The sequence below is a fragment of the Pseudomonas sp. NFR09 genome, from assembly GCF_900111535.1.
GTDB classification, from domain to species: Bacteria; Pseudomonadota; Gammaproteobacteria; order Pseudomonadales; family Pseudomonadaceae; genus Aquipseudomonas; species Aquipseudomonas extremorientalis.
Genome location: NZ_FOIH01000014.1, coordinates 119,615 through 144,426, shown reverse-complemented (window position 1 = coordinate 144,426; position 24,812 = coordinate 119,615). Strand labels below are relative to the sequence as shown.

At 61.7% G+C, this 24,812-nt stretch carries 24 protein-coding genes and 2 pseudogenes; 17 read left to right on the top strand and 9 right to left on the bottom strand.

Annotation, left to right across the window (positions count from 1 at the left end):
- Positions 1–194 precede the first annotated feature (194 nt).
- The 9 genes from BMX59_RS26585 to BMX59_RS26545 all read left to right on the top strand — a co-directional run bounded on the left by BMX59_RS26585 (position 195) and on the right by BMX59_RS26545 (position 9,272).
- Positions 195–1,478 (top strand): ABC transporter substrate-binding protein, encoded by a 1,284-nt coding sequence (locus BMX59_RS26585; protein WP_371858640.1) that lies wholly within the window; start codon positions 195–197, stop codon positions 1,476–1,478.
- A gap of 91 nt (positions 1,479–1,569) precedes the next feature.
- Positions 1,570–2,460: a carbohydrate ABC transporter permease gene (locus BMX59_RS26580; protein ID WP_071490600.1), complete on the top strand. Its 891-nt coding sequence runs from the start codon at positions 1,570–1,572 to the stop codon at positions 2,458–2,460.
- 10 nt (positions 2,461–2,470) lie between these two features.
- Entirely contained in the window at positions 2,471–3,301 is an 831-nt protein-coding gene (locus BMX59_RS26575; RefSeq protein ID WP_003173672.1) for a carbohydrate ABC transporter permease, read from the top strand.
- A 22-nt stretch (positions 3,302–3,323) separates the two neighbouring features.
- The gene (locus BMX59_RS26570) at positions 3,324–4,427 is read left to right on the top strand and encodes an ABC transporter ATP-binding protein (protein WP_093127661.1); all 1,104 of its coding nucleotides are present in this window, start codon (positions 3,324–3,326) and stop codon (positions 4,425–4,427) included.
- Positions 4,428–4,445: 18 nt separating this feature from the next.
- The gene (locus tag BMX59_RS26565) at positions 4,446–5,927 is read left to right on the top strand and encodes a mannitol dehydrogenase family protein (protein WP_093127657.1); all 1,482 of its coding nucleotides are present in this window, start codon (positions 4,446–4,448) and stop codon (positions 5,925–5,927) included.
- A gap of 78 nt (positions 5,928–6,005) precedes the next feature.
- Positions 6,006–7,487, top strand: coding sequence for a xylulokinase (gene xylB / locus BMX59_RS26560; RefSeq protein WP_093127654.1), 1,482 nt, complete (start codon positions 6,006–6,008; stop codon positions 7,485–7,487).
- Positions 7,488–7,499: 12 nt separating this feature from the next.
- Positions 7,500–8,438: a carbohydrate kinase family protein gene (locus BMX59_RS26555; protein ID WP_093127651.1), complete on the top strand. Its 939-nt coding sequence runs from the start codon at positions 7,500–7,502 to the stop codon at positions 8,436–8,438.
- 87 nt (positions 8,439–8,525) lie between these two features.
- Entirely contained in the window at positions 8,526–8,795 is a 270-nt protein-coding gene (locus BMX59_RS26550) for a DUF2790 domain-containing protein (RefSeq protein ID WP_092249050.1), read from the top strand.
- 78 nt (positions 8,796–8,873) lie between these two features.
- Entirely contained in the window at positions 8,874–9,272 is a 399-nt protein-coding gene (locus tag BMX59_RS26545) for a hypothetical protein (protein ID WP_093127646.1), read from the top strand.
- On the opposite strand, the gene BMX59_RS26540 is transcribed toward BMX59_RS26545, so the two are convergent.
- Both BMX59_RS26540 and ilvA read right to left on the bottom strand, forming a co-directional pair.
- Positions 9,269–9,538, bottom strand: a complete 270-nt coding sequence (locus tag BMX59_RS26540; RefSeq protein WP_071490607.1) for a DUF1652 domain-containing protein — start codon at positions 9,536–9,538, stop codon at positions 9,269–9,271. The genes BMX59_RS26545 and BMX59_RS26540 overlap by 4 nt on opposite strands.
- 258 nt (positions 9,539–9,796) lie before the next feature.
- A pseudogene (gene ilvA / locus BMX59_RS26535) lies at positions 9,797–10,795 on the bottom strand (threonine ammonia-lyase, biosynthetic); the annotation flags it as partial.
- A 273-nt stretch (positions 10,796–11,068) separates the two neighbouring features.
- On the opposite strand from ilvA, the gene BMX59_RS26530 reads away from it, so the two are divergent.
- The gene (locus tag BMX59_RS26530; protein ID WP_003190946.1) at positions 11,069–11,269 is read left to right on the top strand and encodes a ParD-like family protein; all 201 of its coding nucleotides are present in this window, start codon (positions 11,069–11,071) and stop codon (positions 11,267–11,269) included.
- Positions 11,269–12,024: a type I methionyl aminopeptidase gene (gene map / locus BMX59_RS26525; protein ID WP_092249044.1), complete on the top strand. Its 756-nt coding sequence runs from the start codon at positions 11,269–11,271 to the stop codon at positions 12,022–12,024. Before BMX59_RS26530 ends, map begins: the two co-directional genes overlap by 1 nt.
- A gap of 28 nt (positions 12,025–12,052) precedes the next feature.
- Here the strand turns inward: map and BMX59_RS26520 are convergent, their stop codons facing one another.
- Positions 12,053–12,991, bottom strand: a complete 939-nt coding sequence (locus BMX59_RS26520; RefSeq protein WP_093127637.1) for a magnesium transporter CorA family protein — start codon at positions 12,989–12,991, stop codon at positions 12,053–12,055.
- Positions 12,992–12,998: 7 nt separating this feature from the next.
- Positions 12,999–14,585 (bottom strand): RimK family protein, encoded by a 1,587-nt coding sequence (locus BMX59_RS26515; protein WP_092249040.1) that lies wholly within the window; start codon positions 14,583–14,585, stop codon positions 12,999–13,001.
- 94 nt (positions 14,586–14,679) lie between these two features.
- Here BMX59_RS26515 and BMX59_RS26510 point away from each other — a divergent pair.
- Positions 14,680–15,123, top strand: a pseudogene (locus tag BMX59_RS26510) (GNAT family N-acetyltransferase); the annotation flags it as partial.
- A 43-nt stretch (positions 15,124–15,166) separates the two neighbouring features.
- On the opposite strand, the gene sfnG reads toward BMX59_RS26510, so the two are convergent.
- Positions 15,167–16,252, bottom strand: a complete 1,086-nt coding sequence (gene sfnG / locus BMX59_RS26505; RefSeq protein WP_071490612.1) for a dimethylsulfone monooxygenase SfnG — start codon at positions 16,250–16,252, stop codon at positions 15,167–15,169.
- Between the two features lie 253 nt (positions 16,253–16,505).
- On the opposite strand from sfnG, the gene BMX59_RS26500 reads away from it, so the two are divergent.
- On the top strand, positions 16,506–17,747 hold the full coding sequence (locus BMX59_RS26500; protein ID WP_092249038.1) for an acyl-CoA dehydrogenase family protein: 1,242 nt from the start codon (positions 16,506–16,508) through the stop codon (positions 17,745–17,747).
- A gap of 84 nt (positions 17,748–17,831) precedes the next feature.
- On the opposite strand, the gene BMX59_RS26495 is transcribed toward BMX59_RS26500, so the two are convergent.
- Together BMX59_RS26495 and BMX59_RS26490 are read right to left on the bottom strand one after the other, a co-directional pair.
- The gene (locus BMX59_RS26495; RefSeq protein ID WP_092249036.1) at positions 17,832–18,617 is read right to left on the bottom strand and encodes a sulfite exporter TauE/SafE family protein; all 786 of its coding nucleotides are present in this window, start codon (positions 18,615–18,617) and stop codon (positions 17,832–17,834) included.
- A 91-nt stretch (positions 18,618–18,708) separates the two neighbouring features.
- The gene (locus tag BMX59_RS26490) at positions 18,709–19,479 is read right to left on the bottom strand and encodes a class I SAM-dependent methyltransferase (RefSeq protein ID WP_092249034.1); all 771 of its coding nucleotides are present in this window, start codon (positions 19,477–19,479) and stop codon (positions 18,709–18,711) included.
- A 140-nt stretch (positions 19,480–19,619) separates the two neighbouring features.
- On the opposite strand from BMX59_RS26490, the gene BMX59_RS26485 reads away from it, so the two are divergent.
- The 3 genes from BMX59_RS26485 to BMX59_RS26475 are packed head-to-tail and all read left to right on the top strand — an operon-like array spanning position 19,620 to position 21,373.
- Positions 19,620–20,141, top strand: coding sequence for a DUF3455 domain-containing protein (locus BMX59_RS26485; RefSeq protein WP_092249032.1), 522 nt, complete (start codon positions 19,620–19,622; stop codon positions 20,139–20,141).
- Between the two features lie 51 nt (positions 20,142–20,192).
- The gene (locus BMX59_RS26480) at positions 20,193–20,708 is read left to right on the top strand and encodes a sigma-70 family RNA polymerase sigma factor (RefSeq protein ID WP_093127629.1); all 516 of its coding nucleotides are present in this window, start codon (positions 20,193–20,195) and stop codon (positions 20,706–20,708) included.
- Positions 20,705–21,373 (top strand): anti-sigma factor, encoded by a 669-nt coding sequence (locus tag BMX59_RS26475; protein WP_093127625.1) that lies wholly within the window; start codon positions 20,705–20,707, stop codon positions 21,371–21,373. The genes BMX59_RS26480 and BMX59_RS26475 overlap by 4 nt, the downstream gene beginning before the upstream one ends.
- Here the strand turns inward: BMX59_RS26475 and BMX59_RS26470 are convergent, their stop codons facing one another.
- Entirely contained in the window at positions 21,374–22,675 is a 1,302-nt protein-coding gene (locus tag BMX59_RS26470) for an ATP-binding protein (protein WP_092249025.1), read from the bottom strand. It lies immediately after the preceding gene.
- Positions 22,676–22,678: 3 nt separating this feature from the next.
- Positions 22,679–23,380: a response regulator gene (locus BMX59_RS26465; protein WP_092249023.1), complete on the bottom strand. Its 702-nt coding sequence runs from the start codon at positions 23,378–23,380 to the stop codon at positions 22,679–22,681.
- A 288-nt stretch (positions 23,381–23,668) separates the two neighbouring features.
- On the opposite strand from BMX59_RS26465, the gene BMX59_RS26460 reads away from it, so the two are divergent.
- The gene (locus BMX59_RS26460) at positions 23,669–24,811 is read left to right on the top strand and encodes an efflux RND transporter periplasmic adaptor subunit (RefSeq protein ID WP_058424858.1); all 1,143 of its coding nucleotides are present in this window, start codon (positions 23,669–23,671) and stop codon (positions 24,809–24,811) included.
- Position 24,812 lies beyond the last annotated feature (1 nt).

Genomic DNA, 24,812 nt, shown 5'->3' with positions numbered 1-24,812 from the left:
GTGCAAAAAAGTATCAGTCCTAGTGCTCCCAAGGATTTGTCACATCGCCGTTTCAAGGCTGTAATCGACGCACACTCTTCCTGACTCCTTGTAGGAAGACACAACAACAATAACTGTCCTTCCGTAGCCCCCTGGGCATGGAAATGGAGTGCGCGATGAAGTTCACAGCAAAAGCACTGCTCGTCTCTACCTGCATGACCACCTGCATGACCCTCAGCGCCGTCAGCTTTGGCGCGCAGACCCTGACCATTGCCACCGTCAACAACAGCGACATGATCCGCATGCAAAAGCTCTCGAAAACCTTCGAGGCCGAGCATCCGGAGATCAAGCTGAACTGGGTGGTGCTCGAAGAAAACGTACTGCGCCAGCGCCTGACCACCGACATCGCCACCCAGGGTGGGCAGTTCGATGTATTGACCATCGGCATGTACGAAGCTGCACTGTGGGGCGCCAAGGGTTGGCTGGAGCCGATGAAGGATCTGCCGGCGTCCTACGACCTCGACGATGTCTTCCCTTCAGTACGTGACGGTTTGTCCGTCAAAGGCTCGCTGTACGCCCTGCCGTTCTACGCCGAAAGCTCGATCACCTATTACCGCACCGATCTGTTCAAGGACGCCGGGCTGACCATGCCCGAGCACCCGACCTGGACCCAGATCGGCGAATTCGCCAGCAAACTCACCGACAAGAGCAAAGAGCAATACGGCCTGTGCCTGCGCGGCAAAGCCGGTTGGGGCGAGAACATGGCGCTGATCACCACCCTGGCCAACGGCTACGGGGCGCGCTGGTTCGATGAGAAATGGCAGCCGGAATTCAACGGCCCTGAATGGAAGGACGCACTGAACTTCTACGTCGACAACATGAAGAAATCCGGCCCGCCGGGCGCTTCCAGCAACGGTTTCAACGAAAACCTGGCGCTGTTCAACAGCGGCAAGTGCGCGATCTGGGTGGATGCCAGCGTGGCCGGCTCGTTCGTCACCGACAAGACCCAGAGCAAAGTGGCTGACCATGTCGGCTTCACCTTTGCCCCTCATGAAAAGACCGACAAAGGTACGTCGTGGCTGTACTCCTGGAGCCTGGCGATCCCGACCAGTTCCAAGGCGAAGGACGCCGCCAAGGTGTTCACCAGCTGGGCCACCTCCAAGGAATATGGTGCCTTGGTCGCCAAGACCGACGGCGTCGCCAACGTACCGCCAGGCACGCGCAAGTCGACCTACAGCGACGAGTACATGAAAGCCGCACCGTTTGCCAAGGTGACGCTGGAATCGTTGAAAGTCGCGGACCCGACCAAACCGACGCTCAAGCCGGTGCCGTATATCGGTATCCAGTTGGTGACCATTCCTGAGTTCCAGGCGATTGGCACCCAGGTCGGCAAGTTCTTCTCGGGCGCGCTGACCGGTCAGCAGACAGTGGATCAAGCCTTGACCGCCGCGCAGACCACCACCGAGCGTGAGATGAAGCGGGCGGGTTACCCCAAATAACCCAGCCCCACCCACAGTCAAATGTGGGAGGGGGCAAGCCCCCACCCACATTGACCGCGCTCCGATTCGTATCTGACTGGTCTTGACCCTAATGAATACACCCGCCAAAAACCGCCTGGCCAACCCCGGCTGGTTCCTCGTCAGCCCCTCGGTGGCCTTGCTGCTGCTGTGGATGATCGTGCCGCTGGGCATGACCCTGTACTTTTCGCTGATCCGCTACAACCTGCTCTACCCCGGTGAAAACGAGTTCGTGGGGTTGGAAAACTTCGCTTACTTCGTGACCGACTCGGGCTTCCTGCCCGGCGCCACCAATACCCTGTTGCTGGTGGGCAGCGTGCTGCTGATCAGTGTGGTGTTCGGTGTGTTGATCAGTGCCCTGCTCGAAGCCAGTGAGTTTTTCGGTCGTGGCCTGGTGCGGGTGCTGCTGATCTCGCCGTTCTTCATCATGCCTACCGTCGGCGCGCTGATCTGGAAGAACCTGATTTTCCACCCGGTGTCGGGGATTCTCGCTGCCGTGTGGAAGCTGTTCGGTGCCGAGCCGGTGGACTGGCTGGCGCACTACCCGTTGCTGTCGATCATCATCATCGTGTCGTGGCAATGGCTGCCCTTTGCGATCCTGCTGCTGATGACCGCCATGCAGTCCCTCGACCAGGAACAAAAGGAAGCTGCGCGTCTGGACGGTGCCGGCGCCATCGCGATCTTCTGGCACCTGACCCTGCCCCACCTGGCCCGGCCGATTGCCGTGGTGGTGATGATCGAAACGATCTTCCTGCTCTCGGTGTTCGCCGAAATCTTCACCACCACCAACGGTGGCCCCGGTTACGCCTCGACCAACCTCGCGTACCTGATCTACAACCAGGCGCTGGTGCAGTTCGACGTGGGCATGGCCTCGGCCGGCGGCTTGATTGCCGTGGTCATCGCCAATATCGCGGCGATCATCCTGGTGCGGATGATCGGCAAAAACCTGACTGACAAGCCTTGAGGGCCGCGCCATGACGCTTCAACAATCCCGCCGCCTGCAAAGCCTGTTGCTCGGCACCCTGGCCTGGGCCATCGCGATCCTGATTTTCTTCCCGATCTTCTGGATGGTGCTGACCAGCTTCAAGACCGAGATCGACGCGTTCGCCACGCCGCCGCAGTTCATCTTCACGCCGACGCTGGAGAACTACCTGCACATCAACGAGCGCAGCAACTACTTCAGTTATGCGTGGAACTCGGTGCTGATCTCCTTCAGCGCCACCGCCCTGTGCCTGCTGATCTCGGTGCCGGCCGCCTACTCCATGGCGTTCTACGAAACCCAGCGCACCAAAGGCACGCTGCTGTGGATGCTGTCGACCAAGATGCTGCCGCCGGTGGGCGTGCTGATGCCGATCTACCTGCTGGCCAAGAGCTTCGGCCTGCTGGATACACGCATCGCGCTGATCATCATCTACACCCTGATCAACCTGCCGATCGTGGTCTGGATGGTTTACACCTACTTCAAGGATATCCCCAAGGACATCCTCGAAGCCGCCCGCCTGGATGGCGCCACCCTATGGCAGGAAATGGTCCGTGTACTGCTGCCGATTGCCAAGGGTGGCCTGGCGTCAACCGTGTTGCTGTCGCTGATCCTGTGCTGGAACGAGGCGTTCTGGTCGCTGAACCTGACCTCGTCCGCCGCCGCGCCGCTGACCGCGCTGATCGCCTCCTACTCCAGCCCCGAAGGGCTGTTCTGGGCCAAATTGTCCGCCGTGTCGACCCTGGCCTGCGCGCCGATCCTGATCTTTGGCTGGATCAGCCAGAAACAGCTGGTGCGCGGTCTGTCCTTCGGCGCCGTTAAATAATAATTCCTAGCGGAGGCCCCTCATGGCCAACCTGAAAATCAAGAATCTGCAAAAAGGCTTCGAAGGCTTTTCCATCATCAAGGGCATCGACCTGGAAGTGAACGACAAGGAATTCGTGGTGTTCGTCGGCCCCTCGGGCTGCGGTAAATCCACGCTGCTGCGCCTGATCGCCGGCCTGGAAGAAGTCAGCGAAGGTACCATCGAACTGGACGGGCGCGACATCACCGAAGTGACCCCGGCCAAGCGCGACCTGGCCATGGTGTTCCAGACCTATGCGCTCTACCCGCACATGAGCGTGCGCAAGAACATGTCGTTTGCCCTCGACCTGGCCGGTGTCGACAAGAAACTGGTGGAAAGCAAAGTCAGCGAAGCGGCGCGCATCCTGGAACTTGGGCCGCTGCTGGAGCGCAAGCCCAAGCAACTGTCTGGCGGCCAGCGCCAGCGTGTGGCCATTGGCCGGGCGATTGTGCGTAACCCGAAGATCTTCCTGTTCGACGAACCGCTGTCCAACCTCGACGCCGCCCTGCGCGTGCAGATGCGCCTGGAACTGGCGCGGCTGCATAAAGAACTGCAAGCGACCATGATCTACGTGACCCACGACCAGGTCGAAGCCATGACCCTGGCCGACAAAGTGGTAGTACTCAACAGTGGCCGTATCGAGCAGGTCGGCTCGCCGCTGGAGCTGTACCACCAGCCGGCCAACCTGTTTGTGGCGGGTTTCCTCGGCACGCCGAAGATGGGCTTCCTCAAAGGCAAGGTAACCCGCGTCGAAGGCCAGGGCTGTGAAGTGCAACTGGATGCCGGCACCACCATCAGCCTGCCGTTGAGCAGCGCCACCCTGAGCGCCGGCAGCGCGGTGACCCTGGGCATTCGCCCGGAGCACCTGGAAATCGCCACGCCCGGCCAAACCACCCTGACCGTCACCGCCGACGTCGGCGAGCGCCTGGGCAGCGACACCTTCTGCCACGTCATCACCGCCAATGGCGAACCGCTGACCATGCGCATCCGTGGCGACATGGCCAGCCAGTACGGCGAGACGCTGCACCTGCACCTGGACCCGGCGCACTGCCATCTGTTCGACACCGATGGCGTGGCCGTGGCCCGCCCACTGCGCGCTGCCGCCTGATTTCGCGAGATTGAGCTGATGAAACTGAATAAACACAACCTCACCCAGCTGGCACCGCAAGTGAAGCTGCCCACCTATGCCATCGCCAGCACCACCCAGGGCATCGCCCATATCGGCGTCGGCGGTTTTCACCGTGCGCACCAGGCGTATTACACCGATGCGCTGATGAACACTGGCGAAGGGTTGGACTGGAGCATCTGCGGCGTCGGCCTGCGTGCCGAGGACCGCAAGGCCCGCGACGACCTGGCGGGCCAGGACTACCTGTTCACCCTGTACGAACTGGGCGACACCGACGACACCGAGGTGCGGGTGATCGGCTCGATCAGCGACATGCTGCTGGCCGAAGACGGCGCCCAGGCGCTGATCGACAAACTGGCCGACCCGGCCATTCGCATCGTCTCGCTGACCATCACCGAAGGCGGCTACTGCATCGACGACAGCAACGGCGAGTTCATGGCCCACCTGCCGCAGATCCAGCACGACCTGGCGCACCCGAGCGCACCGAAAACCGTGTTCGGCTTTATCTGCGCCGCGTTGACCCAGCGCCGCGCCGCCGGCACCCCGGCGTTTACCGTGATGTCCTGCGATAACCTGCCGCACAACGGCGCCGTGACCCGCAAGGCCCTGCTGGCGTTCGCGGCGCTGCACAATGCCGAGTTGCACGACTGGATCAAGGCCAATGTGAGCTTCCCGAATGCCATGGTCGACCGCATCACACCGATGACCAGCACCGCCCACCGCCTGCAATTGCATGACGAGCACGGTATCGACGACGCCTGGCCGGTGGTGTGCGAACCCTTTGTGCAGTGGGTGCTGGAAGACAAATTCGTCAACGGTCGCCCGGCCTGGGAAAAGGTCGGCGTGCAGTTTACCGATGACGTTACGCCCTATGAAGAGATGAAGATCGGCCTGCTCAACGGCAGCCACCTGGCGTTGACCTACCTGGGTTTTCTCAAGGGTTATCGGTTTGTGCACGAGACCATGAATGACCCGCTGTTCGTGGCCTACATGCGCGCCTATATGGACCTGGACGTCACGCCGAACCTGGCGCCGGTGCCGGGCATCGACCTGACGGAGTACAAGCAGACGTTGGTAGACCGCTTCTCCAACCAGGCGATTGCCGATCAACTGGAGCGCGTGTGTTCCGATGGCTCGTCGAAGTTTCCCAAGTTCACCGTGCCGACCATCAACCGGTTGATTGCCGATGGGCGCGAGACGCAGCGTGCGGCGCTGGTGGTAGCGGCCTGGGCGTTGTACCTGAAAGGCGTGGATGAACATGGCGTGAGCTACAAGATCCCCGACCCGCGTGCCGAGTTCTGCCAGGGACTGGTGAGTGACGATGCACTGATCAGCAAGCGCCTGCTGGGGGTGGAAGAGATTTTTGGCACGGCTATTCCCAAGTCGGCCGAGTTTGTGGCAGCGTTCGAACGGTGTTATGCAAGCTTGCGTGATCACGGCGTGACCGAAACCCTGAAGCACCTCCTGAAGAAACCGACTTGAACATGTGGGAGGGGGCTTGCCCCCTTGCACATTGGAATGCATTGCCAACTCGAACAATAAACTGCTGAGCACACCCTCATGACCCAGCAAAACCTGTTTCTCGGCATCGACTGCGGCACCCAGGGCACCAAGGCCATCGTTCTCGACGCCTCCAGCGGCAAGGTACTCGGCCTCGGCGCTGCGGCGCACACCCTGATCAGCGGCGCCAACGGCCGCCGCGAACAGCACGCTCAGGAATGGCTGGACGCCTTCACCGAGGCCACCCACCGCGCCCTGCAACAGGCCGGTGTGGACGGCCAGGACATCCTCGGCATCGGCGTGTCCGGCCAGCAACACGGCCTGGTGCTGCTGGATGAACAAGGCCAGGTCCTGCGCCCGGCCAAGCTGTGGTGCGACACCGAAACCACACCTGAAAACGAGCGCCTGCTGGCCGATCTGGGCGGTGAGAACGGCTCCCTGGAACGCCTCGGCGTGGCGATTGCGCCGGGCTATACCGTATCGAAACTGCTGTGGACCCGCGAACAGCACCCGGAGCTGTTTGCGCGCATTGCGCATATCCTGCTGCCCCACGACTACCTCAACTACTGGCTCACCGGCCGTGCCGTCGCGGAATACGGCGATGCGTCGGGCACCGGCTACTTCAATGTGCGCAGCCGTGAGTGGGATGTAGCGTTGCTCAAGCACATCGATCCCAGCGGCCGCCTTGAAGCGGCGCTGCCGGTGTTGATCGAAGCGAATCAAGGCGTCGGCACGATCCTGCCGGCCATCGCCGAACGCCTGGGCATCAACCCCAACGCCATCGTTTCCAGCGGCGGCGGCGACAACATGATGGGCGCCATTGGCACCGGTAATATCGCGCCCGGCGTGATCACCATGAGCCTGGGTTCATCGGGCACCGTGTATGCATTTGCTGACCAACCCAACGTCAGCCCCCAGGCTTCGGTCGCGACGTTTTGCTCATCCAGCGGCGGCTGGTTGCCATTGATCTGCACCATGAACCTGACCAACGCCACCGGGGTCATGCGCGAGCTGTTCGACCTCGACCTGGCCGCGTTCAACACCCTGGTCGATCAGGCGCCCATCGGCGCCGACGGCGTGAGCATGCTGCCATTCCTCAACGGTGAGCGTGTACCCGCACTGCCCCACGCCACCGGCAGCCTGCACGGCCTGACCATGACCAACCTGAGCCGCGCCAACCTGTGCCGCGCCGTGGTCGAGGGCACCACCTTCGGCCTGCGCTACGGCCTCGACCTGCTGCGCGAGACCGGCCTGCAAAGCCAGAGCATCCGCTTGATCGGCGGCGGCTCGAAGAGCCCGGTGTGGCGGCAGATGGTGGCCGACATCATGAATACCGAAGTGGTCTGCACCGAACAAAGCGAAGCCGCGGCCCTGGGCGCGGCGATCCAGGCGGCGTGGTGCCAGTCCGGCGAAGCGCTGGCCAGCCTGTGCGACAAATGCGTAAGCGTCGACCCCGCCAGCCGGACCCTGCCGGTGGCGGGCAGCGTAGGCGCCTACCAGCAGGCTTACGAGCGCTATCAACAACTCGTGGCAACCCTTTAAGAGCGAACGACTATGTATCTGGTGTGTGGTGAAGCGCTGTTTGATTTCTTCAGCGAGGAAGATGCCAGCGGGCAGGCTTCCAAGGTCAACTACAAGGCGATTGCCGGCGGTTCGCCGTTCAACGTAGCGGTAGGCCTGCGCCGCCTGGGTATCGAGGCCGGGTTGTTCGGCGGCTTGTCCACCGACTTCCTTGGCCGCCGCTTATTGCAGGTGCTCAAGGATGAAGGCGTGAGCGAGCGGTTCCTGGTGGAGTTCGCCGCGCCGACCACCCTGTCGATGGTCGCCGTGGGTGCCGATGGCTCACCGCAGTACAACTTCCGAGGCGAAGGCTGCGCCGACCGCCTGCTGGAAGTCGCCCACCTGCCCGCGTTGGGGGCTGACATTCGCGGCCTGCATATCGGCTCGTTTTCCCTGGTGGTGCAGCCGATTGGCGACACCCTGCTGAACCTGGTCAAGCGCGAAAGCGGCAAACGCCTGATCAGCCTCGACCCCAACGTGCGCCTCAACCCGCAGCCGGACATCCAGCTGTGGCGCGACCGCGTGGCGGAGCTGGTCAAGCATGCCGACCTGATCAAGGTCAGCGACGAAGACCTGCACCTGCTCTACCCGGACCAGTCGCCGGAAAGCGTGCTGCAGGGCTGGCTGCAACACCGTTGCCAATTGGTGTTCCTCACTCGTGGCGGCGACGGTGCCAGTGTGTTCAGCCGCCAGCACGGCAACTGGTCGCAACCGGCAGTCAAGGTGGTGATGGCCGACACGGTGGGGGCCGGCGACACCTTCCAGGCGGCGTTGATTGCCTGGCTGACCGAGCAGCAGCTTGACTCGGTAGAGGGCCTGCAACAGCTCACGCGGGCACAGATCGACGTCATGCTGGGCTTTGCCATTCGCGCCGCGGCGATGACCTGCGGCAAGACCGGGCCGGACCTGCCCTATCGCCATCAGCTTGGATGAAGCTTTTGTCAGCCAGGCAAACTTTAATCGATGGTTAATCCCGCAAGCCGAGAGTGAAGTTGTACTCACTTGTTGCGGAGAAACACCATGAAACTGCGCACGTTGATGCTCGGTGCCACCCTTGCACTGGCGGCTGCGTCTGGCCTGGCCCAGGCCGACGATCAAACAGCCGCCGTCAAACCCGTGCCTTACCACTACGGCCTGCCGATGAATATCGACAAGGTGCTGGCCATGAACGAAACCCCGACCGATGAGTGCAAGGTCATCAAGGCGGATATCAAGTTCCTGGATAAAGCAGGCAAGGTAGAAGACGTGAGCTACCGGAAAATGTCCGAAGCCTGCGACTTCCAGAACTGAGGCGTTGAAACAATAGAGCCAGGCCAGCACAAATAGGCGTACGCTTGCGGGCTTGTCATAAGGCTGAAAGGATTCGCCATGCGCTTGAACTTCCGTACCCTCGCCACCTTCACCGCCCTGCTGTGCTTCGCCCTCGCACTGGTCTGGGGCCTGCGTCCCGACCTGCTGCTGTGGTTGTGGAGCGTGGAGTATTCCAACGCCACCGGGATGGTGTCGCGCCGCAACGCCGCGCTCTTCCTGGGCATCGGCATCATGTTCTACCGCGCCCGTCACGCGCCTCCTTCAGACACGCGCCGCGCCCTGACCACCGGGTTTGTCACCGGGTGCCTGGTGCTGGCGCTATTGGGGTTTGGTGAGTGGATCAAGGGCAATGCGGGGCCAGGCATCCTGCTGGCGGTGGCAACAGAAACCGTATTGGGCCTGGCGTTTATCCAGGCCCACAGGTCTTCGGTCCCTCATACTCAAGCGTCAAGCTAATAGAAGCTGCGCCCTCCCGCGCGTTGCAGGGCGGGTGCATGGGTGTGCTTGAGGTCTTCGCGCAACCCGGCAATCAGGTTGCAAATCGCTCGACTGCTGTCGAGTTTGTCGGCGTTGATACCTTTGACTTCCAAATCCACCCGGTCACGGTCACGGTCGTCATAGATCTTGATCGTCAGCGAGGCATCTTCGGCTTTGGTGCATTCGCACCGTTTAGGCAGGAAACTTCCTTCAATGATGCTGCGAAGCTCTAGTTCCGAAAGCATGGTCAACCTCTCCTTTTCTGAGACTGCCAACAGATTGTCATGAACCTGGCAGGCGCGTGCCCGCCACGTCTTGCCGACCCTGGCAGACGCTTGTAACTCCCAAGCCTACTCGGCAAAAACGGCCCTCGTTGTAACCTTTCCTCATAAGCACTGTGCGTTCTTATAGAGGTTGAACAGTGTCGACGGAATCGTCGTCGAACCGCTGCGATTAATCGTTTAACCCTGGGCTTCAAGTTAAACGGCGCCCTGTGCAGCCACCCTTTCAGCAACATGTCGCAAACTATCGAAGTTGATGTTCGCCCCGGAGTTGATCGCCACCAGGGTCTGTCCGCGGAATTGATGACGGGCCACGTAGTGGCGGATGCCCGCTACCGCCAACGCACCGGAAGGCTCGGTGATGGACCGCGTGTCGTCGTAGATCAACTTGATGGCGCTGCACAGTTCGTCGTTGCTGACAGTGATGACTTCATCCACCCAGTCGCGGCAGATCTCGAAGCCATACGCGCCGACCTGCGCCACTGCCGTGCCGTCGGCAAACCCGTCGACGCTGGGTAGTATCACCCGTTCACCGGCCCGCAGTGCCGCCAACAGGCAGCTGGAACTTTCGGGCTCGACGCCAATGATGCGCACCTCGGGCCGCAGGTATTTGACGTAGGCGGCGACGCCGGCGATCAGGCCACCACCGCCCACCGGCACGAAGATCGCGTCCAGTGGCCCTTGCTGCTGGCGCAGGATCTCCATGGCGACGGTGCCTTGGCCGGCGATCACGTCCGGGTCATCGAAGGGCGAAACAAAGGTGCACCCGGAACACTCGGCCAACTGCAGCGCGTGGGCCAGGGCAAACGGGAAGCTTGCGCCGTGCAGCACCGCTTCGGCGCCGCGTGAACGCACGCCCAGCACCTTGAGTTCCGGGGTGCTGGCGGGCATTACAATGCGTGCCTCGATCCCCAGTTCCCGTGCCGCCAGGGCCACACCCTGGGCGTGGTTACCCGCCGACGCGGTCACCACGCCACGGGCTTTTTGCTCAGGCGTAAGCTGCACCAACTTGTTGTAGGCACCGCGAATCTTGAAGGAAAAGGTCGGTTGCAGGTCTTCGCGTTTGAGCAACACCTGGTTACCCAGCAGCGCCGACAGGGCCGGGGCCGCCTGCAACGGCGTGCGCACCGCCAGGTCGTATACCGGGGCGGCAAGAATCTTCTTCACGTAATGCTCAAACAGTCCCGGGTCGGCGGTGTGAGGCGCGGTGCAGGTGCTCATGGGTGTCTCCTGGCTTTTTGTCAGAAACCCTGGAGACGGAAAAACAAAACCCGCCTCTAGGGCGGGTTTGGGTACAGCCGTGTGCTATCCCGCCAAATGAGGAATGGCGGTAATAATGCTTGGCTGGCTACGAAAGGCTTGAAATGTCATGTGACGAAACTAACCGGCGGCCCGCGGGCAAGTCAATGGTCAAGCGCCATTTGGCGGCCAGGGGTTTACTATCGATATACGAAACATATACGCTTTGTATATTGCTACCACACAGTGAACACCATGGGCATCGTCAAGATCACCGACCAACTGCACGAACAACTGCGCCTGGCCAGCGCCGCGATGGACCGCTCCATCAACGCCCAGGCCGAATTCTGGATCAAGATCGGGCTGCTTGCCGAACTCAATCCTCACCTGCCCTATAACGAGCTGATCAACAAACTGTTGTTGGACAAGCCCGACCTGATCCGGGGGCGCAGTTGATGATCAAGACTGCCGCACAACTGGCGGTGATGCGTGAATCCGGCCGCCTGCTGGCCCAGGTGTTCAGCATGCTCGATGGGTACGTCGCGGCCGGCCGCTCCACCCTGGAGCTGGACGCCGCCGTCGAAGCCTTCATCCGCAATGACCTCAAGGCCCGCCCGGCGAGCCTGGGTCAGTACGACTACCCCTTCTGCATCAACACCTCGATCAATGAGGTGGTGTGCCATGGCATGCCCAGCGCCAAGGAGATCCTCAAGGACGGCGACATCATCAACATCGACATCACCCTGGAAAAAGGCGGCTACATCGCCGACTCCAGCAAGATGTACATGATCGGTACCGTCGCACCCAAGGCCCGGCGCCTGGTGGAACAGACTTTTGAAGCCATGTGGGCCGGCATCCGCCAGGTCAAGCCCGGCGCACGCCTGGGGGATATCGGCCACGCGATCCAGAGCCACGCGCAGGCCAACGGCTACAGCGTGGTGCGTGAGTATTGCGGCCACGGGATTGGGCGCGAGATGCACGAAGAACCGCAGGTCCTGCACTTTGGCCGTCCCGGCACCGGGTTGGAACTGCGTGAAGGCATGGTGTTTACCGTGGAGCCGATGCTCAACCAGGGCAGCTCGAAAGTACGCAGCCTCAAGGATGGCTGGACGGTGGTCACCAAGGACAACAGCCTGTCGGCGCAGTGGGAACATACCGTGGCGGTGACGGCGGATGGGTTCGAGGTCTTGACCTTGCAACCCGGCGCCTGAACGACACACACCCTGTAGGAGCCGGTGTTCATACCACATTGGCGCCGCCCGCTATCCGCTTCAGCCCCAACACCATCAACCCCGCCCCAAGCCCCATCACCAGCAGGAACAACGGATACGACACCCACCACGGCGTCCCCGCCGTCATCATGCTGAACTCCGACATGCCACCAATGCTCGCAATCAGGTTCAGCGGCAGGAACACCACGTTGATCAGTGTGAGCTTGCGCAACAGGTTGTTCATGCTGTTGTTCATCAGGTTGCCACGCGCATCGATCAGGCCGGAGAACACGTTGGAATAGATCTCCGCCTGCTTGTAGCACTGGTGGTTCTCGATGATCAGGTCATCGATCAGCCCGATGATCTCGGCGCTGAAATGTTCCTTTTCCGCGTGGTTGCGCAACCGCGACAACACCGCCCCGTTGCTGTGCAACGCGTTGATGTAATAGATCAGGCTCTCGCTGAGGTTGAACATCTGCATCAGGTGGTGGTTGCTCATGGACGCATTGAACTGCTGCTGCAACTCGCGGGCGACCAGCTTGATCACCTTCAGGTGGCCGAGGTAATGGTGGATGTTGTTGAGCAACAGATCGAGCAGCACATCCAGCGGCGTGTGCAGCGGACGGCGCTTGCCCAGGCCGTTGAGCGGGGTTTCGTCGGTGGCGATCACCAGCAGGCGGCTGGGAGAAAACAGCAGGCCGCAGGACGACACTTCGAACACCAGGTTGCCGCCGCCGGAGTAGTTCTCCGGCCGCTTCCAGATCAGGAACAGATTGTCAGGGTGAAATTCGATACGCGAGACTTCGTCCGGGTCCAGGGCCGAGGCCAGGGCGTGTTCGTCCAGCTTGTGGTGGTCGCGCAGCCACTCACGTTCGGCCAGGTCAGGGTTGTTGAACAACATGACCGGGGCTGCGTCACCCTCCCCGCCCTGCAGCTTGCCATCGGTCAGGTCGAAACGCTGGATCATCGCCGGGTCACCAGACCTGGCCCTGACGTTTCAACTCCAGGCGCCGCACGAATTCCTCCAGCACCAGGCCATACAAGTCGTCCTGCAAGTACGCATCCTCGATGCCCGCATCCAGGTTGGGGTTGTCGTTGACCTCGATCACCACCACCTTGTCACCGGACTGCTTGAGGTCGACGCCGTAGAGGCCATCGCCGATCAGGTTGGCGGTCTTCACCGCCAGCTCCACCACTGCCCTGGGCGCTTCATGGACCGCCAGGGTGCGGCATTCACCGTTAATGTCCTGGCCGATGGCCTTGTGGTTGTAGATCTGCCAATGGCCCTTGGACATGAAGTACTGGCAGGCAAAGATCGGCTTGCGGTTGAGCACGCCGATGCGCCAGTCGTACTCGGTGTAGAAGAACTCCTGGGCCAGCAACAGCACCGAATGCTCGAACAACTCGGCGGTGGCCTTGAGCAAAGCCTCCTGGCTTTCAACCTTGATCACGCCTCGGGAAAAGCATCCGTCAGGGATCTTCAGCACCAGCGGGAAGCCCAGGCGCTCGCCGACCCGTTCGAAGTCTTCCGGTCGTTCCTTGTACAGAATCTCGGTGGCGGGCATGCCCAGTTGGTGGCTGTTGAGCAAGTCGGTGAGGTAGACCTTGTTGGTACAGCGCAGGATCGACGCCGGATCGTCCATCACCACCAGGCCTTCGCTTTCGGCTTTCTTGGCAAAACGGTAGGTGTGGTTGTCGACACTGGTGGTTTCGCGGATCAGCAAGGCGTCGTACTCGGCCAGGCGCGAATAGTCCTTGCGCTCGATCAACTCCACATCGATGCCCAGGCCCTTGCCCACGCGGATGAAATTATCCAATGCCTTGGCGTTGGACGGCGGCAACTGTTCCTGAGGATCGTGCAGGATGGCCAGGTCATAACGGGCCAGGCGACGTGAGCGCGGCTGGCGCCAGATCTTGCGGCTGAAGTTGTCCAGCGCATGGGCGAACTGATCTTCCTGGTCATCGCGCAACTTGTGCAATACACCGGACTTGATCCCTTCGATATGCCAGCCGTTATTCCTTTTGAAATCAACTAACAGGATGGGACACGGGAACGCTTCAAATAACTGACGGGCCAGGTCCTGCAACGGTTCTATATTGGTCCGGCCGAAGTAAAGTGTCAGGGTAAAGCCTTCGGTATTGCTGTAAAGATGATGACTCAAGGCTTTATCGAGGGTTTTATCCAGGTCGTCCAGGGCCAGCCCGTACAGCGACTTCTTCGTCAGTTCGCTGATGGTGCGCACCGACGGAATCACCTTGTGCCCGCGGGCTTCGGCCAGCAGCGAGCAGTAATAACCGTGCCCCAGGTACTTGTAGCCGCGGCACAGGTTGATCACCTGCACACGCTTGCCAGTCTCGGTTTCCCGGGTCTGTTCCAGGTACTCCTGGGCGGTGACGATATCTTCGCTGGGGAAGTAGGAGGCCCAATCTTCCTTGCGCTCGACAATGATCACGACTTGACGGGTTCCTTTGATAGGGGCGAGAAAATAACCCTTGTCAGTTATTGTCGTCGCGACTGTTTGCTCCGATACTTCACGCCAATGACCTTGTACCGCCGACATAATAGTTGATCCGCTTTAGAGAACTCGACCTTTTCTATTAAGCACGATCATTTAGAGAAGTCCCGTTTCGTTACGCAACTTTTACGGCGGTCATATGGCTCTTTGCTTTCGCGTTGCAACCTCCAACGATGTGTCTGAACTGGTGGCACTGGAACAGCGCTGCTTCAGCAGCGACCGGCTGTCATCGCGCAGTTTCCAGTGGATGGTCAGCCGCGCCCACGGCCAGTTGCTGGTGGCGGAAAATGACCGGCAGTTACTCGGCTATGCGCTGGTGTTGTTTCGTCGGGGCGCCTCCTCGGCGCGCCTGTATTCGATTGCCATTGCCGAGCATGCACGCGGCATTGGCTTGGGCAAGCAGTTGCTGAACGGCGTGGAAGCTATCGCCGTGGCACAGGGCTACACCTGCATACGTCTGGAAGTACGCACCGACAACCCCGGCGCCCTCAACCTCTATGAGCGCAACGGTTATCGGCGCTTTGCCCTGATCAACGACTACTACGAAGACCACACGCCCGCCCTGCGCCTGGAAAAACACCTGTAGCAAGCCCGCTCACTACTTGCACGGATCAAGCTCGCACGGATCAAGCCACCTGTTTGATTGCCGCCTTGGCTTCAAGCTCTCGCACCAGCGGCAACACGCGCTTGCCGAAGTATTCGACTTCTTCCTGGAAGTGCAGGAACCCGGCGAGTACCAGGTCCACCCCCACCGCCTTGAGCGCAACGATGCGCTCGGCGATCTGCTGCGGCGTGCCGATCAGGTTGGTCTTGAAGCCATCGTTGTACTGCACCAGGTCCTCGAAGCTGGATTTGGCCCAGTTGCCCTCTCCCTCCGGCGACGCCTTGCCGGCCTGTTTCGCCGCATCGCCGAAGGCATTCACCGCTTCCGGGTCGGCCTTGTCGATGATCTCCGCCAGCACGGCGCGCGCTTCTTCCTCGGTGTCGCGGGCGATCACAAAGGCGTTGACGCCGACTTTGACCGAGTGGTTATTGGCTGCTGCCTTGGCACGGATGTCGTCGACCTGGGCCTTGATACCTTCCGGGGTGTTGCCGTTGGTGAAGTACCAGTCCGACACCCGCGCCGCCATGTCCCGTGCCGCCCGCGAGCTGCCGCCCTGGAACACTTCCGGCTGGCCCAGTGGCTTGGGCTTGAGGGTGTAATTGTTGAACCGGTAGAAGTCGCCCTTGAAGGTGAAGTCATCCTGGGTCCAGATGCCTTTGAGGGCGCGGATGAACTCTTCGGAGCGGCGATAACGCTCGTCGTGCTCCAGCCAATGTTCGCCAATGGCCTGGAACTCACCCTTGAACCAACCGCTGACGATATTCACCGCGATACGACCATTGGTGAGTTGGTCGATGGTTGCCAATTGCTTGGCCGCCAGCGCCGGCTGCCACGGGCCGGGCAGGATCGCGGCGATCACCTTGAGCTTGGTGGTTGCAGCCAGCAACGCATGGCTGAATGCCACGGACTCATGCTGGTTCTCGGCGCCGTAGCCGGCGGTGAAACGGATCTGGGTCAAGCCGTACTCGAAGCCGGCAGCCTCAGCCAATTGCGCCAGCTTGCGGTTGTAATCGATGCCCCAGTGGGTGCGTTGCTCGATTTTGCTGACCACCAGCCCACCGCTGACGTTGGGCACCCAGTAGGCAAATTTCACGGCGTGTTGAGTCATCGGACGGTACCTCGCACAAAAGGGATGTACCAGGGCTTGAGCAGCAAGCGTGCCAGGCCGGCGAAACGCCCAGGCCAGGCGGTTTGGATCAACGACTCTATGGCGTCGCCAGTGTTTTGGATTGCGCCGGTTTGTCGATCCGCTGTTGCCAGGGCAACAGTGACTCGACGTTTGTCCCCGTAAATACGCGCCCCGGCACCCGGCACGGACTGTGCAATCGCCTCTGCATCGATCACTGCCCAGGAACCTCGCCATGACCGAACATCACGTCATCAACCCGCTGTCCACCGGCGTCGACTACCCCACGCTGGCGGCACGCTTTCGCCCGATCTTCCAGCGCATCGCCGAAGGCGCCGTAGCACGCGAACACAGCCGCACCCTGCCCCATGAGCCGATCCAATGGCTCAAGGAGGCGGGGTTTGGCGCGGTGCGCGTACCGGTGGAATACGGCGGTGGCGGCGCGTCACTGCCGCAATTGTTCGAATTGCTGATTGAACTGGCCGAAGCCGACTCCAACGTGCCCCAGGCCCTGCGCGGGCACTTCGCCTTTGCCGAAGACCGCCTGAATGCACCGCCCGGCGCCGGCCGCGATGTGTGGTTCAAGCGTTTCGTGGACGGCGATATCGTCGGCTGTGCCTGGACCGAAATCGGCAACGTGGCCATTGGCGACGTGGTCACCCAGGTCAGCCCCGACGGCGACCACTGGAAGCTCAACGGAGAAAAGTTCTATAGCACCGGCAGCATCTTCGCCGACTGGATCGATGTGTACGCCCAACGCAGCGACACCGGTGGCGACGTGATCGCCGCGACCCGCGCCCGTCAGCCTGGCGTGGAGCACAGTGACGACTGGGATGGCTTTGGCCAACGCACCACCGGCAGCGGCACGTCGCGCTTTACCGATGCGGTGGTGGAGGCAGATAACGTGATCGACTTTGCCACGCGCTTCAAATACCAGACCGCGTTCTACCAACTGGTGCTGCTGGCCACCTTGGCGGGCATCGGCCGTGCCGCACTGCGCGATGTGGCGCATCAGGTGCGCAGCCGCAAGCGCATCTACAGCCATGGCAATGCGGCGCATGTCAGCCAGGATGCGCAGATTCAACAGGTGGTGGGTGAAGTGGCGGCGCTGGTGTATGCCGCCGAAGCGAGCGCGCTGAAGGCGACACTGCCCGCGCAACGGGCGTATGTGGCGCGATTCGGGGGCGACGATGCGGTAGAGCGCGAAGCCAATGTGGCGGCCGAGATTGAGTCGGCTACCGCACAGGTGGTGGTGTCGTCGTTGATTCAGCGGGCGACCAGCGAGTTGTTTAATGCGCTGGGGGCTTCGGATGTGCGCCAGGGTAAGGCGCTGGATCGGCATTGGCGGAATGCGCGGACGGTGTCGTCGCATAATCCGCTGATTTACAAGGCGCGGATTGTGGGGGATTGGGTGGTCAATGGGGCTGAGCCGCCGTTTGTCTGGCAGATTGGGAATGGGCCTGGCGTAGTGGGTTGAGGTTTTTGACTGTGTGTATATCCGTTATTTAGGTGATGGCGGAACCCTAAATGGCCGTTACCTGAACAACGGATATGCGCCCAATCAGAAAGCCAGTTTATAGCCAATAGCCATGAGCATAACCGCCAAACACGGCCGCAGCACCCCATCCGGCAACTTCCCCGTCATATGACTACCGATATAGATCCCCGGCAACGACCCCATCAACAAAAACCCGAGCAGATGCCAATCCATATTCCCCATGCTGGCATGCCCCAACCCGGCTACCAGGGTCAACGGCACGGCATGCGCAATCTCAGTCCCCACCAGCCGCCGCGTGGCCAGAAACGGATAAAGAATAAACAACGCCACCGTCCCCAGCGCACCCGCGCCAATGGAGGTCAGCGCCACCATGGTGCCGAGGATCGCCCCTGTCACCACCGTCAGCGCATTCAAGTTGCGCGGGCTCATGTGATAGCTGTCGCCCGCATGCCGCTGGGCAAACGCCAACAGGCTTTTCTTGAACAGAATCGCCAACGCCGTCAGCAGCAGCACCACACCGAGCGCCTGCTTGATCACTGCATTCATGGCGCTGGGGTCAGTATGCAGGCTGGCCAGAAACCACAGCGTCAGCAACACCGCCGGCACGCTGCCCAGGGTCAGCCAGCCGGTGATGGTCCAGTCGATATTCTTGTTCTTGCTGTGTACCAGCACCCCACCCGACTTGGTGATGGCGGCGTACAACAGATCGGTACCCACGGCAGTGGCCGGGTTGATGCCGAACCACAACAGGATCGGCGTCATCAACGAACCGCCGCCCACACCGGTCATGCCCACGATAAAACCCACGATCAGACCGGCAACCACAAAACCAAAATTACCCACATCCATTACAGCTACCTGCGGCCTTATAAATTTCTGGCCGCAGGATAGCGATTTTTCTTATAACGACTTATACCAATATGATCTGACTTTATGCCTTTTAGGCCAGTCGATGACAGACATAAGCCTGGGTCTTATACGGAAAGGCCACGGTGTCCTTCCCCTTCAACGCCGGATGGGTGTCGATCAGCGCCTGCAATTGCGCGGTAACGCGGGCCTTGGGCTCATCGTCCAGCGCGGCAATAAAGCTCACCGAGAGAAAGCGATCCATGATCACCTCTTGAGGACTGCCGACATGGCTATAGGGGAAACAGGTGACTTCGGGCTGGGAAAAATACTTGCCGCTGAACGCGTCACGCCAACGCCCGGTATGAAAGCGCGGGGTATCGCCCTCGTACGGGGTGATGATGTCGGTGATCGCGGCGACCCAATCCACCGATTCGTCTCGCACATTCCACACCAGGCCAAGGCGGCCGTCAGGCTTGAGCACGCGATGGATTTCCGCCAGGGCCGCCTCGGTGGAAAACCAGTGGAAGGCCTGGGCGCACACCACTGCATCGGCGCTGGCGGCTGGCAATGGGATGGATTCAGCGGTGCCATTGAGCAGACGCACATCCGGCATCAGTCGGGTCAACTGCGCGCCCATCGCCGCCACCGGCTCGACCGCGATCAGGGTCGGTGCCAGGGCGCTGAGCAAGCGGGTGAACTTGCCAGTGCCGGCGCCCAGGTCAATCACGCTGGACTGCGCGCTGATGCGCAACGTGTCGGCCAGCCAGCCGGTGAGTTGCCGCGGATAATCCGGTCGCCCCTGGGCGTAGGTAACAGCCTGGGCAGAAAAACCTTGTTGAGCAGACGTGTGCACACCAGTCATTGCCAATCTCTCCTCGGGTAAAACGGGGGGGCACAGTGTGCGCCCTCTCAGGTTTATTTTCTAATCGCTGCATCCAATCGTGCCGGCCATGGGTAGTCCTCTCAGTTACCCCGCTGTTTCACTGAAATGGAGAAGTACCCATGAACGCTAAAGCACTGCTCTGCCTCACCGCCCTGCTCGCCGCCGCGCCTGCCGCCTTTGCCCAGGCCGACCTGCCCGACAGCATCAAGGTGCCGGACGGCCACAAAGTGGCACTGGAGACCACCGGCGTTGGCGAAATCACCTACGAGTGTCGCGACAAAGCCAACGCCGCCGGCCAGACCGAGTGGACTTTTGTCGGGCCCAAGGCAGTGTTGAACGACCGCAGCGGTAAACCAGTCGGCACCTACTTCGGCCCACCGGCCACCTGGCAGGCCGAGGACGGCTCGAAAATCACCGGCACGCAGTTGGCCGTGGCACCGGCGGGGGCGGGCAACCTGCCGTATCAACTGGTCAAGGCCAACCCGGCCGAAGGCAAGGGTGCAATGAGCGGCGTGAGCTACATCCAGCGCGTGGCGCTCAAGGGTGGCGTGGCGCCGAGCAGCGCGTGCACCACGGCCAGCAAAGGCAAGCAGGAAGTGGTGAAATACCAGGCGGATTACATCTTCTGGGCGGCCAACTGAGCAAAGTCGGCTACGCTGCCCCCCATACTGATCGTTGGGGGGGAGCACCACGTGTTTGATTACGAAGCTTGCCTGCGGGCCTGCGCCCGCGGCGAGCAACGCGCCTTGCGCCAGCTCTACGAGCAGGACAGCAGTCGCTTGCTCGGCGTGGCTTTGCGCATCGTGCGCGAAAAAGCGCTGGCCGAAGACATCGTGCACGACGCGTTCATCAATATCTGGCGTGGTGCCGGCAGTTTCGACCCCAGCCGCGGTTCGGCCCGTGGCTGGGTGTTCAGCGTGACCCGGCACCTGGCGCTCAATGTGGTTCGCAACCACTACCGTGAAGTGCCGCTGGGCGATGAATACGAGCAGGTCGCAGCCACCGACACTGTTGAATTCAGCACACGCTCCGGGCAAGTCCATACCTGCCTGGAGCAGCTCGACCCGACCCGTCGCACGTGCATCCTGCATGCCTATGTCGACGGTTTTTCCCACAGCGAAATCGCCCGGAAACTGGACGCCCCGCTGGGGACCGTCAAAGCCTGGATCAAACGTAGCCTCGCCGCGCTGCGGGAGTGCATGGCATGAGCAACCCTCTGGACGAACTGGCCGGCGAATACGTGCTGGGCACCCTGCCCGGCGAACAGCGCGCCGAGGTGGAACAACGTCTCCAGCACGACGCCGAACTGCGTGCCGCAGTGGACGCCTGGGAGCAGCGTCTGTTGCCGCTGACCGCCTTGGCGGAGCCCGTGCCCCCCTCCGCTGAATTATGGCGACGCATCGAGCGCCACACGGCAAGTGCCCGCCCCCCCTGGTGGAACCTGCTCGCCGTATGGCGCAGCCTGGCCGGTGCCGGGATGGTCACCACGCTGGTCCTCGCCGCGCTGCTGCTGACGCGTCCGCCTGTCCTTGAACCCAGCTTTGTGGTCGTGTTGGTCGCCCCGCAAAGCCAGGCGCCGGGCTGGGTGATCCAGGCCAGCAATGACCAGCAGATCCAATTGATTCCATTGGGCGTGATGGACGTGCCGGGCGACAAGGCCCTGCAGTTCTGGACCAAAGGTGATGGCTGGCAGGGGCCGGTGTCCCTGGGGCTGGTCAAGCCGGGCCAGACACTGTCGGTGCCGCTGGACCAACTGCCGCCGCTGACACAGAACCAGCTGTTCGAACTGACCCTGGAAGACTCACAGGGCTCGCCGACCGGCAAGCCCACCGGGCCGATCCAGGCGATCGGCCGTGCGGTCAAGGTGCTCTGATCAGCCGGCGCTGGGCAACCACAACCGGAACCGCGCACCACCCAATGGCGACGCCAACGCCGTCAAGGTGCCGCCCTGGGCTTCCAGGGCGCGCCGGCTGATGGCCAGGCCCAGGCCGAAACCGCCGGTGGCGCGATCACGGCTGCGGTCCAGGCGGTAGAACGGTTCGAAGATGCGTTCACGCTGGTCAAGCGGGATGCCGATGCCATCATCGTCCACCCAGATTTCACACCCCTTGGCGCAGACCTTTACGCCGACCTGAATGCGCTTGTCGCAGTAACGTGTGGCGTTGCGCAGCAGGTTTTGCAAAGCGCGGGCGGTGAGGCGCGGGTCGAGGCTGAAGCGCTCCACGGCGCAGTCGAGCGCGACATCGATGACGATCTCGGGATTTTCCAGTTCGTCGTCGACGCTGCCCAGCACGCTGTCGATAAACTCATCGAGCACCACCTCGACCCGCTCCGGCAGTTGCGCCGGGTTTTGCAGGCGGCTGTACGACAGTAGCTCCAACACCAGTTCATCCAGCTCGCGGATATGTGCCACCAGGCCGTGCAGGCGTTCGCGGCTGGCCTCGGGCAAATCTTCGGACAACGCCAGGGCCAGGCCGAAATCCAGGCGCGTGAGCGGTGTGCGCAGTTCATGGGAAACGGCGTTGAGCAGATCGCGCTGTTGGTTGAGCAGGTGCTCGATGTCGTCGGCCATGGCGTCGAACACCGATGCCAGGCTGCCGATGCTGGAACTGGCCGGAAGACCGGTGCGTTCAGCCAGGTTACCCTGGCCCAGTTGCCCGGCGGTGCTTTTCAGGCGTTCCAGGTCGCGCCAGTGCGGACGCAGCCATATGAGCAGGCAGGCCAGCAGCGCGGCGACGATCAGCACGTTGATCGCCCAATACAGCACGTTCATGTCCATCGGGTCGGGCGGAATGGTCAGCTTGACCACGAATTGCTCATTGATCGGCGAGCTGATCTGCTCCATCCAGCCCCATTCGCCCAGGCGCACCACCGACTTGCCCTGCTCCAGCAGCTGTTCTTCCGCCGGGGTGTAGCTGGCGTCCTGGCGCAACAGCAATTGCACTTTCAGCGGCGCAAAATCGCGGCCCAGTTGCTCGGTCACCTGTGACCAACGCTCTACCGGCGCCCGCTGATATTGCTTGACGATCAGCTTTTGCTGGCCGCGGGTCTGCTCGATGTTGTAGTTCATGTAGCGGTGTTCGAACAGCTGGATCACCAACGAAGGGATCAAATAGATCGCCAGGCTGTAGGTGACGATGGTGATCAGGTAGAGGCGCAGCAATACACGAAACATGGCTCAGCATTCCCACTCGGAACGGCTGAACAGGTAGCCCTTGCCCCACACCGTCTTGATCTTGCGCGCCTCGCCGGCGTTGTCGTCGAACTTGCGACGCAGCTTGGAGATGGCCACGTCCACCGAGCGGTCGGTGCCGTTGAACTCGATGCCGCGCAGGCGTTGCAGGATCTGGTCGCGGCTGAGCACTTCACCGGCATGCCGCGCCAGCACCACCAGCAGGTTGTATTCGCCGCTGGACAACTCCACCGCCAGATCGCGCCAGGTCACGGTGCGCTCCGACAGGTCGATGCACAGGTTGCCCATGATGATCTGGTCGTTGGCCACCTGGGGCTCGGACAGGCTGCTGCGACGCAGCAAGGTGCGGACGCGGGCGAGCAGTACACGTGGCTCGCAGGGCTTGGTCACGTAGTCGTCGGCGCCCATTTCCAGGCCCAGCACCTGGTCGTGGCTGTCATCGCGGGCGGTGAGCATCAGGATCGGCAGGCCCGCCGAGTCGGCACGCAGCAGGCGGCACACCTGCAGGCCGTCGAGGCCGGGCAGCATCAGGTCGAGGATCACCAGGTCCGGCGGGTTCAGGCGTGCGCGCTCACGGACATGGTCGCCACGGCTGAGCACATTGACGTGGTAGCCATTGCGTTCCAGGTAGCTGGCAATCAGCTCGGAGAGTGCGGCGTCGTCTTCCACCAGGAGGATGTTGGGCATAAAGGTGTTTCCAGAAAATACAGTTGTTGGTCGTACACAAATCCCATGTGGGAGGGGGCTTGCCCTCGATAGCGGTGGCTCAGTGAAGCGTATTTCGACTGCTACACCGCTATCGGGGGCAAGCCCCCTCCCACATGGCATCTCCATGTTTGCAGGATTGTGCAAGGATATACGCCCCCGGCGCCCCGCGCGCCGCACCTTACATTTCTTCACAGACCCGCTACACAGCTTCACAGCACCACGGCGCAGGTGACTTTAGGATGCGCCAGTCAATATTGGGATAAGAGCATGTCGAAGAATCTGTTTGCGCCATTTTGCCTGCTGGCCCTCACCCTGGCCCTGAGCGCGTGTGGCGACTCCGCCGCCGAAGCGCCGCAAATGCCCCTGGCCAAAGTGCGCATCGAAACCCTGGAAGCCAAGCCCCTGTCGATCAGCAGCGAACTGAGCGGGCGCATTGCCGCGCCGCGCATCGCCGAAGTGCGCGCAAGGGTCGCCGGCGTGGTGATGCAACGGGTGTTCAAGGAAGGCCATGACGTGAAACAGGGCGACGTGCTGTTTCGCATCGACCCCGCGCCCTTCAAGGCCGACCTCGACAGCGCCCAGGCCAACCTGAGCAAGGCCGAGGCGGATGCGTTCAAGGCGCGCCTGCAGGAGCAGCGCTACAGCCAATTGGTGGAAGGCAACGCCATCAGCGGCCAGGACTACGACAACGCCCGCGCCGCCGTACGCCAGACCAACGCCGAAGTCGCCGCCAACAAGGCAGCCGTGGAACGCGCCCGCTTGAACCTGGGTTACGCCACTGTGACCGCACCGATTTCCGGGCGCATCGGCCGGGCGCTGGTGACGGAAGGCGCGCTGGTCGGGCAGAACGAGGCCACGCCGCTGGCGATCATCCAGCAACTGGACCCGATCCATGCCGACCTGACCCAGTCCAACCGCGAGCTGAACGACCTGCGCCGCGCCTTCCGTGCCGGCAGCCTGAAGCAAGTCGGCCAGGACCAGGCCAAGGCCACCCTGATCGAGGACGACGGCAGCCTGTACCCACTGCCGGGCAAGTTGCTGTTCGCCGAGATCAGCGTCGACCCGGGTACCGGGCAGATCATCCTGCGCAGCGAGTTCCCCAACCCGGACCTCGACCTGCTGCCCGGCAGCTTTGTACGGGTGCGCCTGGAGCAAGCCGTCGACAAGCAAGGCATCAGCGTGCCGCAACGCGCCATCACCCGTGACAGCGCCGGTATCCCGATGGTCTTGCTGCTGGACGCCGAGCAGACCGTGAGCCAGCAGCCGGTGGAGTTGGGCGCGGTGGTCAACGATCGCTGGATCGTCAGCAGCGGTCTCAAAGCCGGTGACCGCATCATCGTCGAAGGCCTGCAGCACGCGCGCCCCGGTGAAAAAGTTGAAGTGGACGACAGCCCGCTCGTAAAGGAATAAC

Bases quoted from the DNA above. Each gene is read 5' to 3' on its own strand.
- BMX59_RS26520 (WP_093127637.1), bottom strand. From the start codon at position 12,991: ATGATCCAGCGTTTCGACCTGACCGATGGCAAGCTGCAGGGCGGGGAG.
- BMX59_RS26585 (WP_371858640.1), top strand. From the start codon at position 195: ATGACCACCTGCATGACCCTCAGCGCCGTCAGCTTTGGCGCGCAGACC.
- sfnG (WP_071490612.1), bottom strand. From the start codon at position 16,252: ATGACTCAACACGCCGTGAAATTTGCCTACTGGGTGCCCAACGTCAGC.
- BMX59_RS26555 (WP_093127651.1), top strand. From the start codon at position 7,500: ATGTATCTGGTGTGTGGTGAAGCGCTGTTTGATTTCTTCAGCGAGGAA.
- BMX59_RS26540 (WP_071490607.1), bottom strand. From the start codon at position 9,538: ATGCTTTCGGAACTAGAGCTTCGCAGCATCATTGAAGGAAGTTTCCTG.
- xylB (WP_093127654.1), top strand. From the start codon at position 6,006: ATGACCCAGCAAAACCTGTTTCTCGGCATCGACTGCGGCACCCAGGGC.
- BMX59_RS26580 (WP_071490600.1), top strand. From the start codon at position 1,570: ATGAATACACCCGCCAAAAACCGCCTGGCCAACCCCGGCTGGTTCCTC.
- map (WP_092249044.1), top strand. From the start codon at position 11,269: ATGATCAAGACTGCCGCACAACTGGCGGTGATGCGTGAATCCGGCCGC.
- BMX59_RS26470 (WP_092249025.1), bottom strand. From the start codon at position 22,675: ATGTTTCGTGTATTGCTGCGCCTCTACCTGATCACCATCGTCACCTAC.
- BMX59_RS26530 (WP_003190946.1), top strand. From the start codon at position 11,069: ATGGGCATCGTCAAGATCACCGACCAACTGCACGAACAACTGCGCCTG.
- BMX59_RS26495 (WP_092249036.1), bottom strand. From the start codon at position 18,617: ATGGATGTGGGTAATTTTGGTTTTGTGGTTGCCGGTCTGATCGTGGGT.
- BMX59_RS26490 (WP_092249034.1), bottom strand. From the start codon at position 19,479: ATGACTGGTGTGCACACGTCTGCTCAACAAGGTTTTTCTGCCCAGGCT.
- BMX59_RS26465 (WP_092249023.1), bottom strand. From the start codon at position 23,380: ATGCCCAACATCCTCCTGGTGGAAGACGACGCCGCACTCTCCGAGCTG.
- BMX59_RS26460 (WP_058424858.1), top strand. From the start codon at position 23,669: ATGTCGAAGAATCTGTTTGCGCCATTTTGCCTGCTGGCCCTCACCCTG.
- BMX59_RS26500 (WP_092249038.1), top strand. From the start codon at position 16,506: ATGACCGAACATCACGTCATCAACCCGCTGTCCACCGGCGTCGACTAC.
- BMX59_RS26515 (WP_092249040.1), bottom strand. From the start codon at position 14,585: ATGTCGGCGGTACAAGGTCATTGGCGTGAAGTATCGGAGCAAACAGTC.
- BMX59_RS26545 (WP_093127646.1), top strand. From the start codon at position 8,874: ATGCGCTTGAACTTCCGTACCCTCGCCACCTTCACCGCCCTGCTGTGC.
- BMX59_RS26475 (WP_093127625.1), top strand. From the start codon at position 20,705: ATGAGCAACCCTCTGGACGAACTGGCCGGCGAATACGTGCTGGGCACC.
- BMX59_RS26565 (WP_093127657.1), top strand. From the start codon at position 4,446: ATGAAACTGAATAAACACAACCTCACCCAGCTGGCACCGCAAGTGAAG.
- BMX59_RS26485 (WP_092249032.1), top strand. From the start codon at position 19,620: ATGAACGCTAAAGCACTGCTCTGCCTCACCGCCCTGCTCGCCGCCGCG.
- BMX59_RS26570 (WP_093127661.1), top strand. From the start codon at position 3,324: ATGGCCAACCTGAAAATCAAGAATCTGCAAAAAGGCTTCGAAGGCTTT.
- BMX59_RS26575 (WP_003173672.1), top strand. From the start codon at position 2,471: ATGACGCTTCAACAATCCCGCCGCCTGCAAAGCCTGTTGCTCGGCACC.
- BMX59_RS26550 (WP_092249050.1), top strand. From the start codon at position 8,526: ATGAAACTGCGCACGTTGATGCTCGGTGCCACCCTTGCACTGGCGGCT.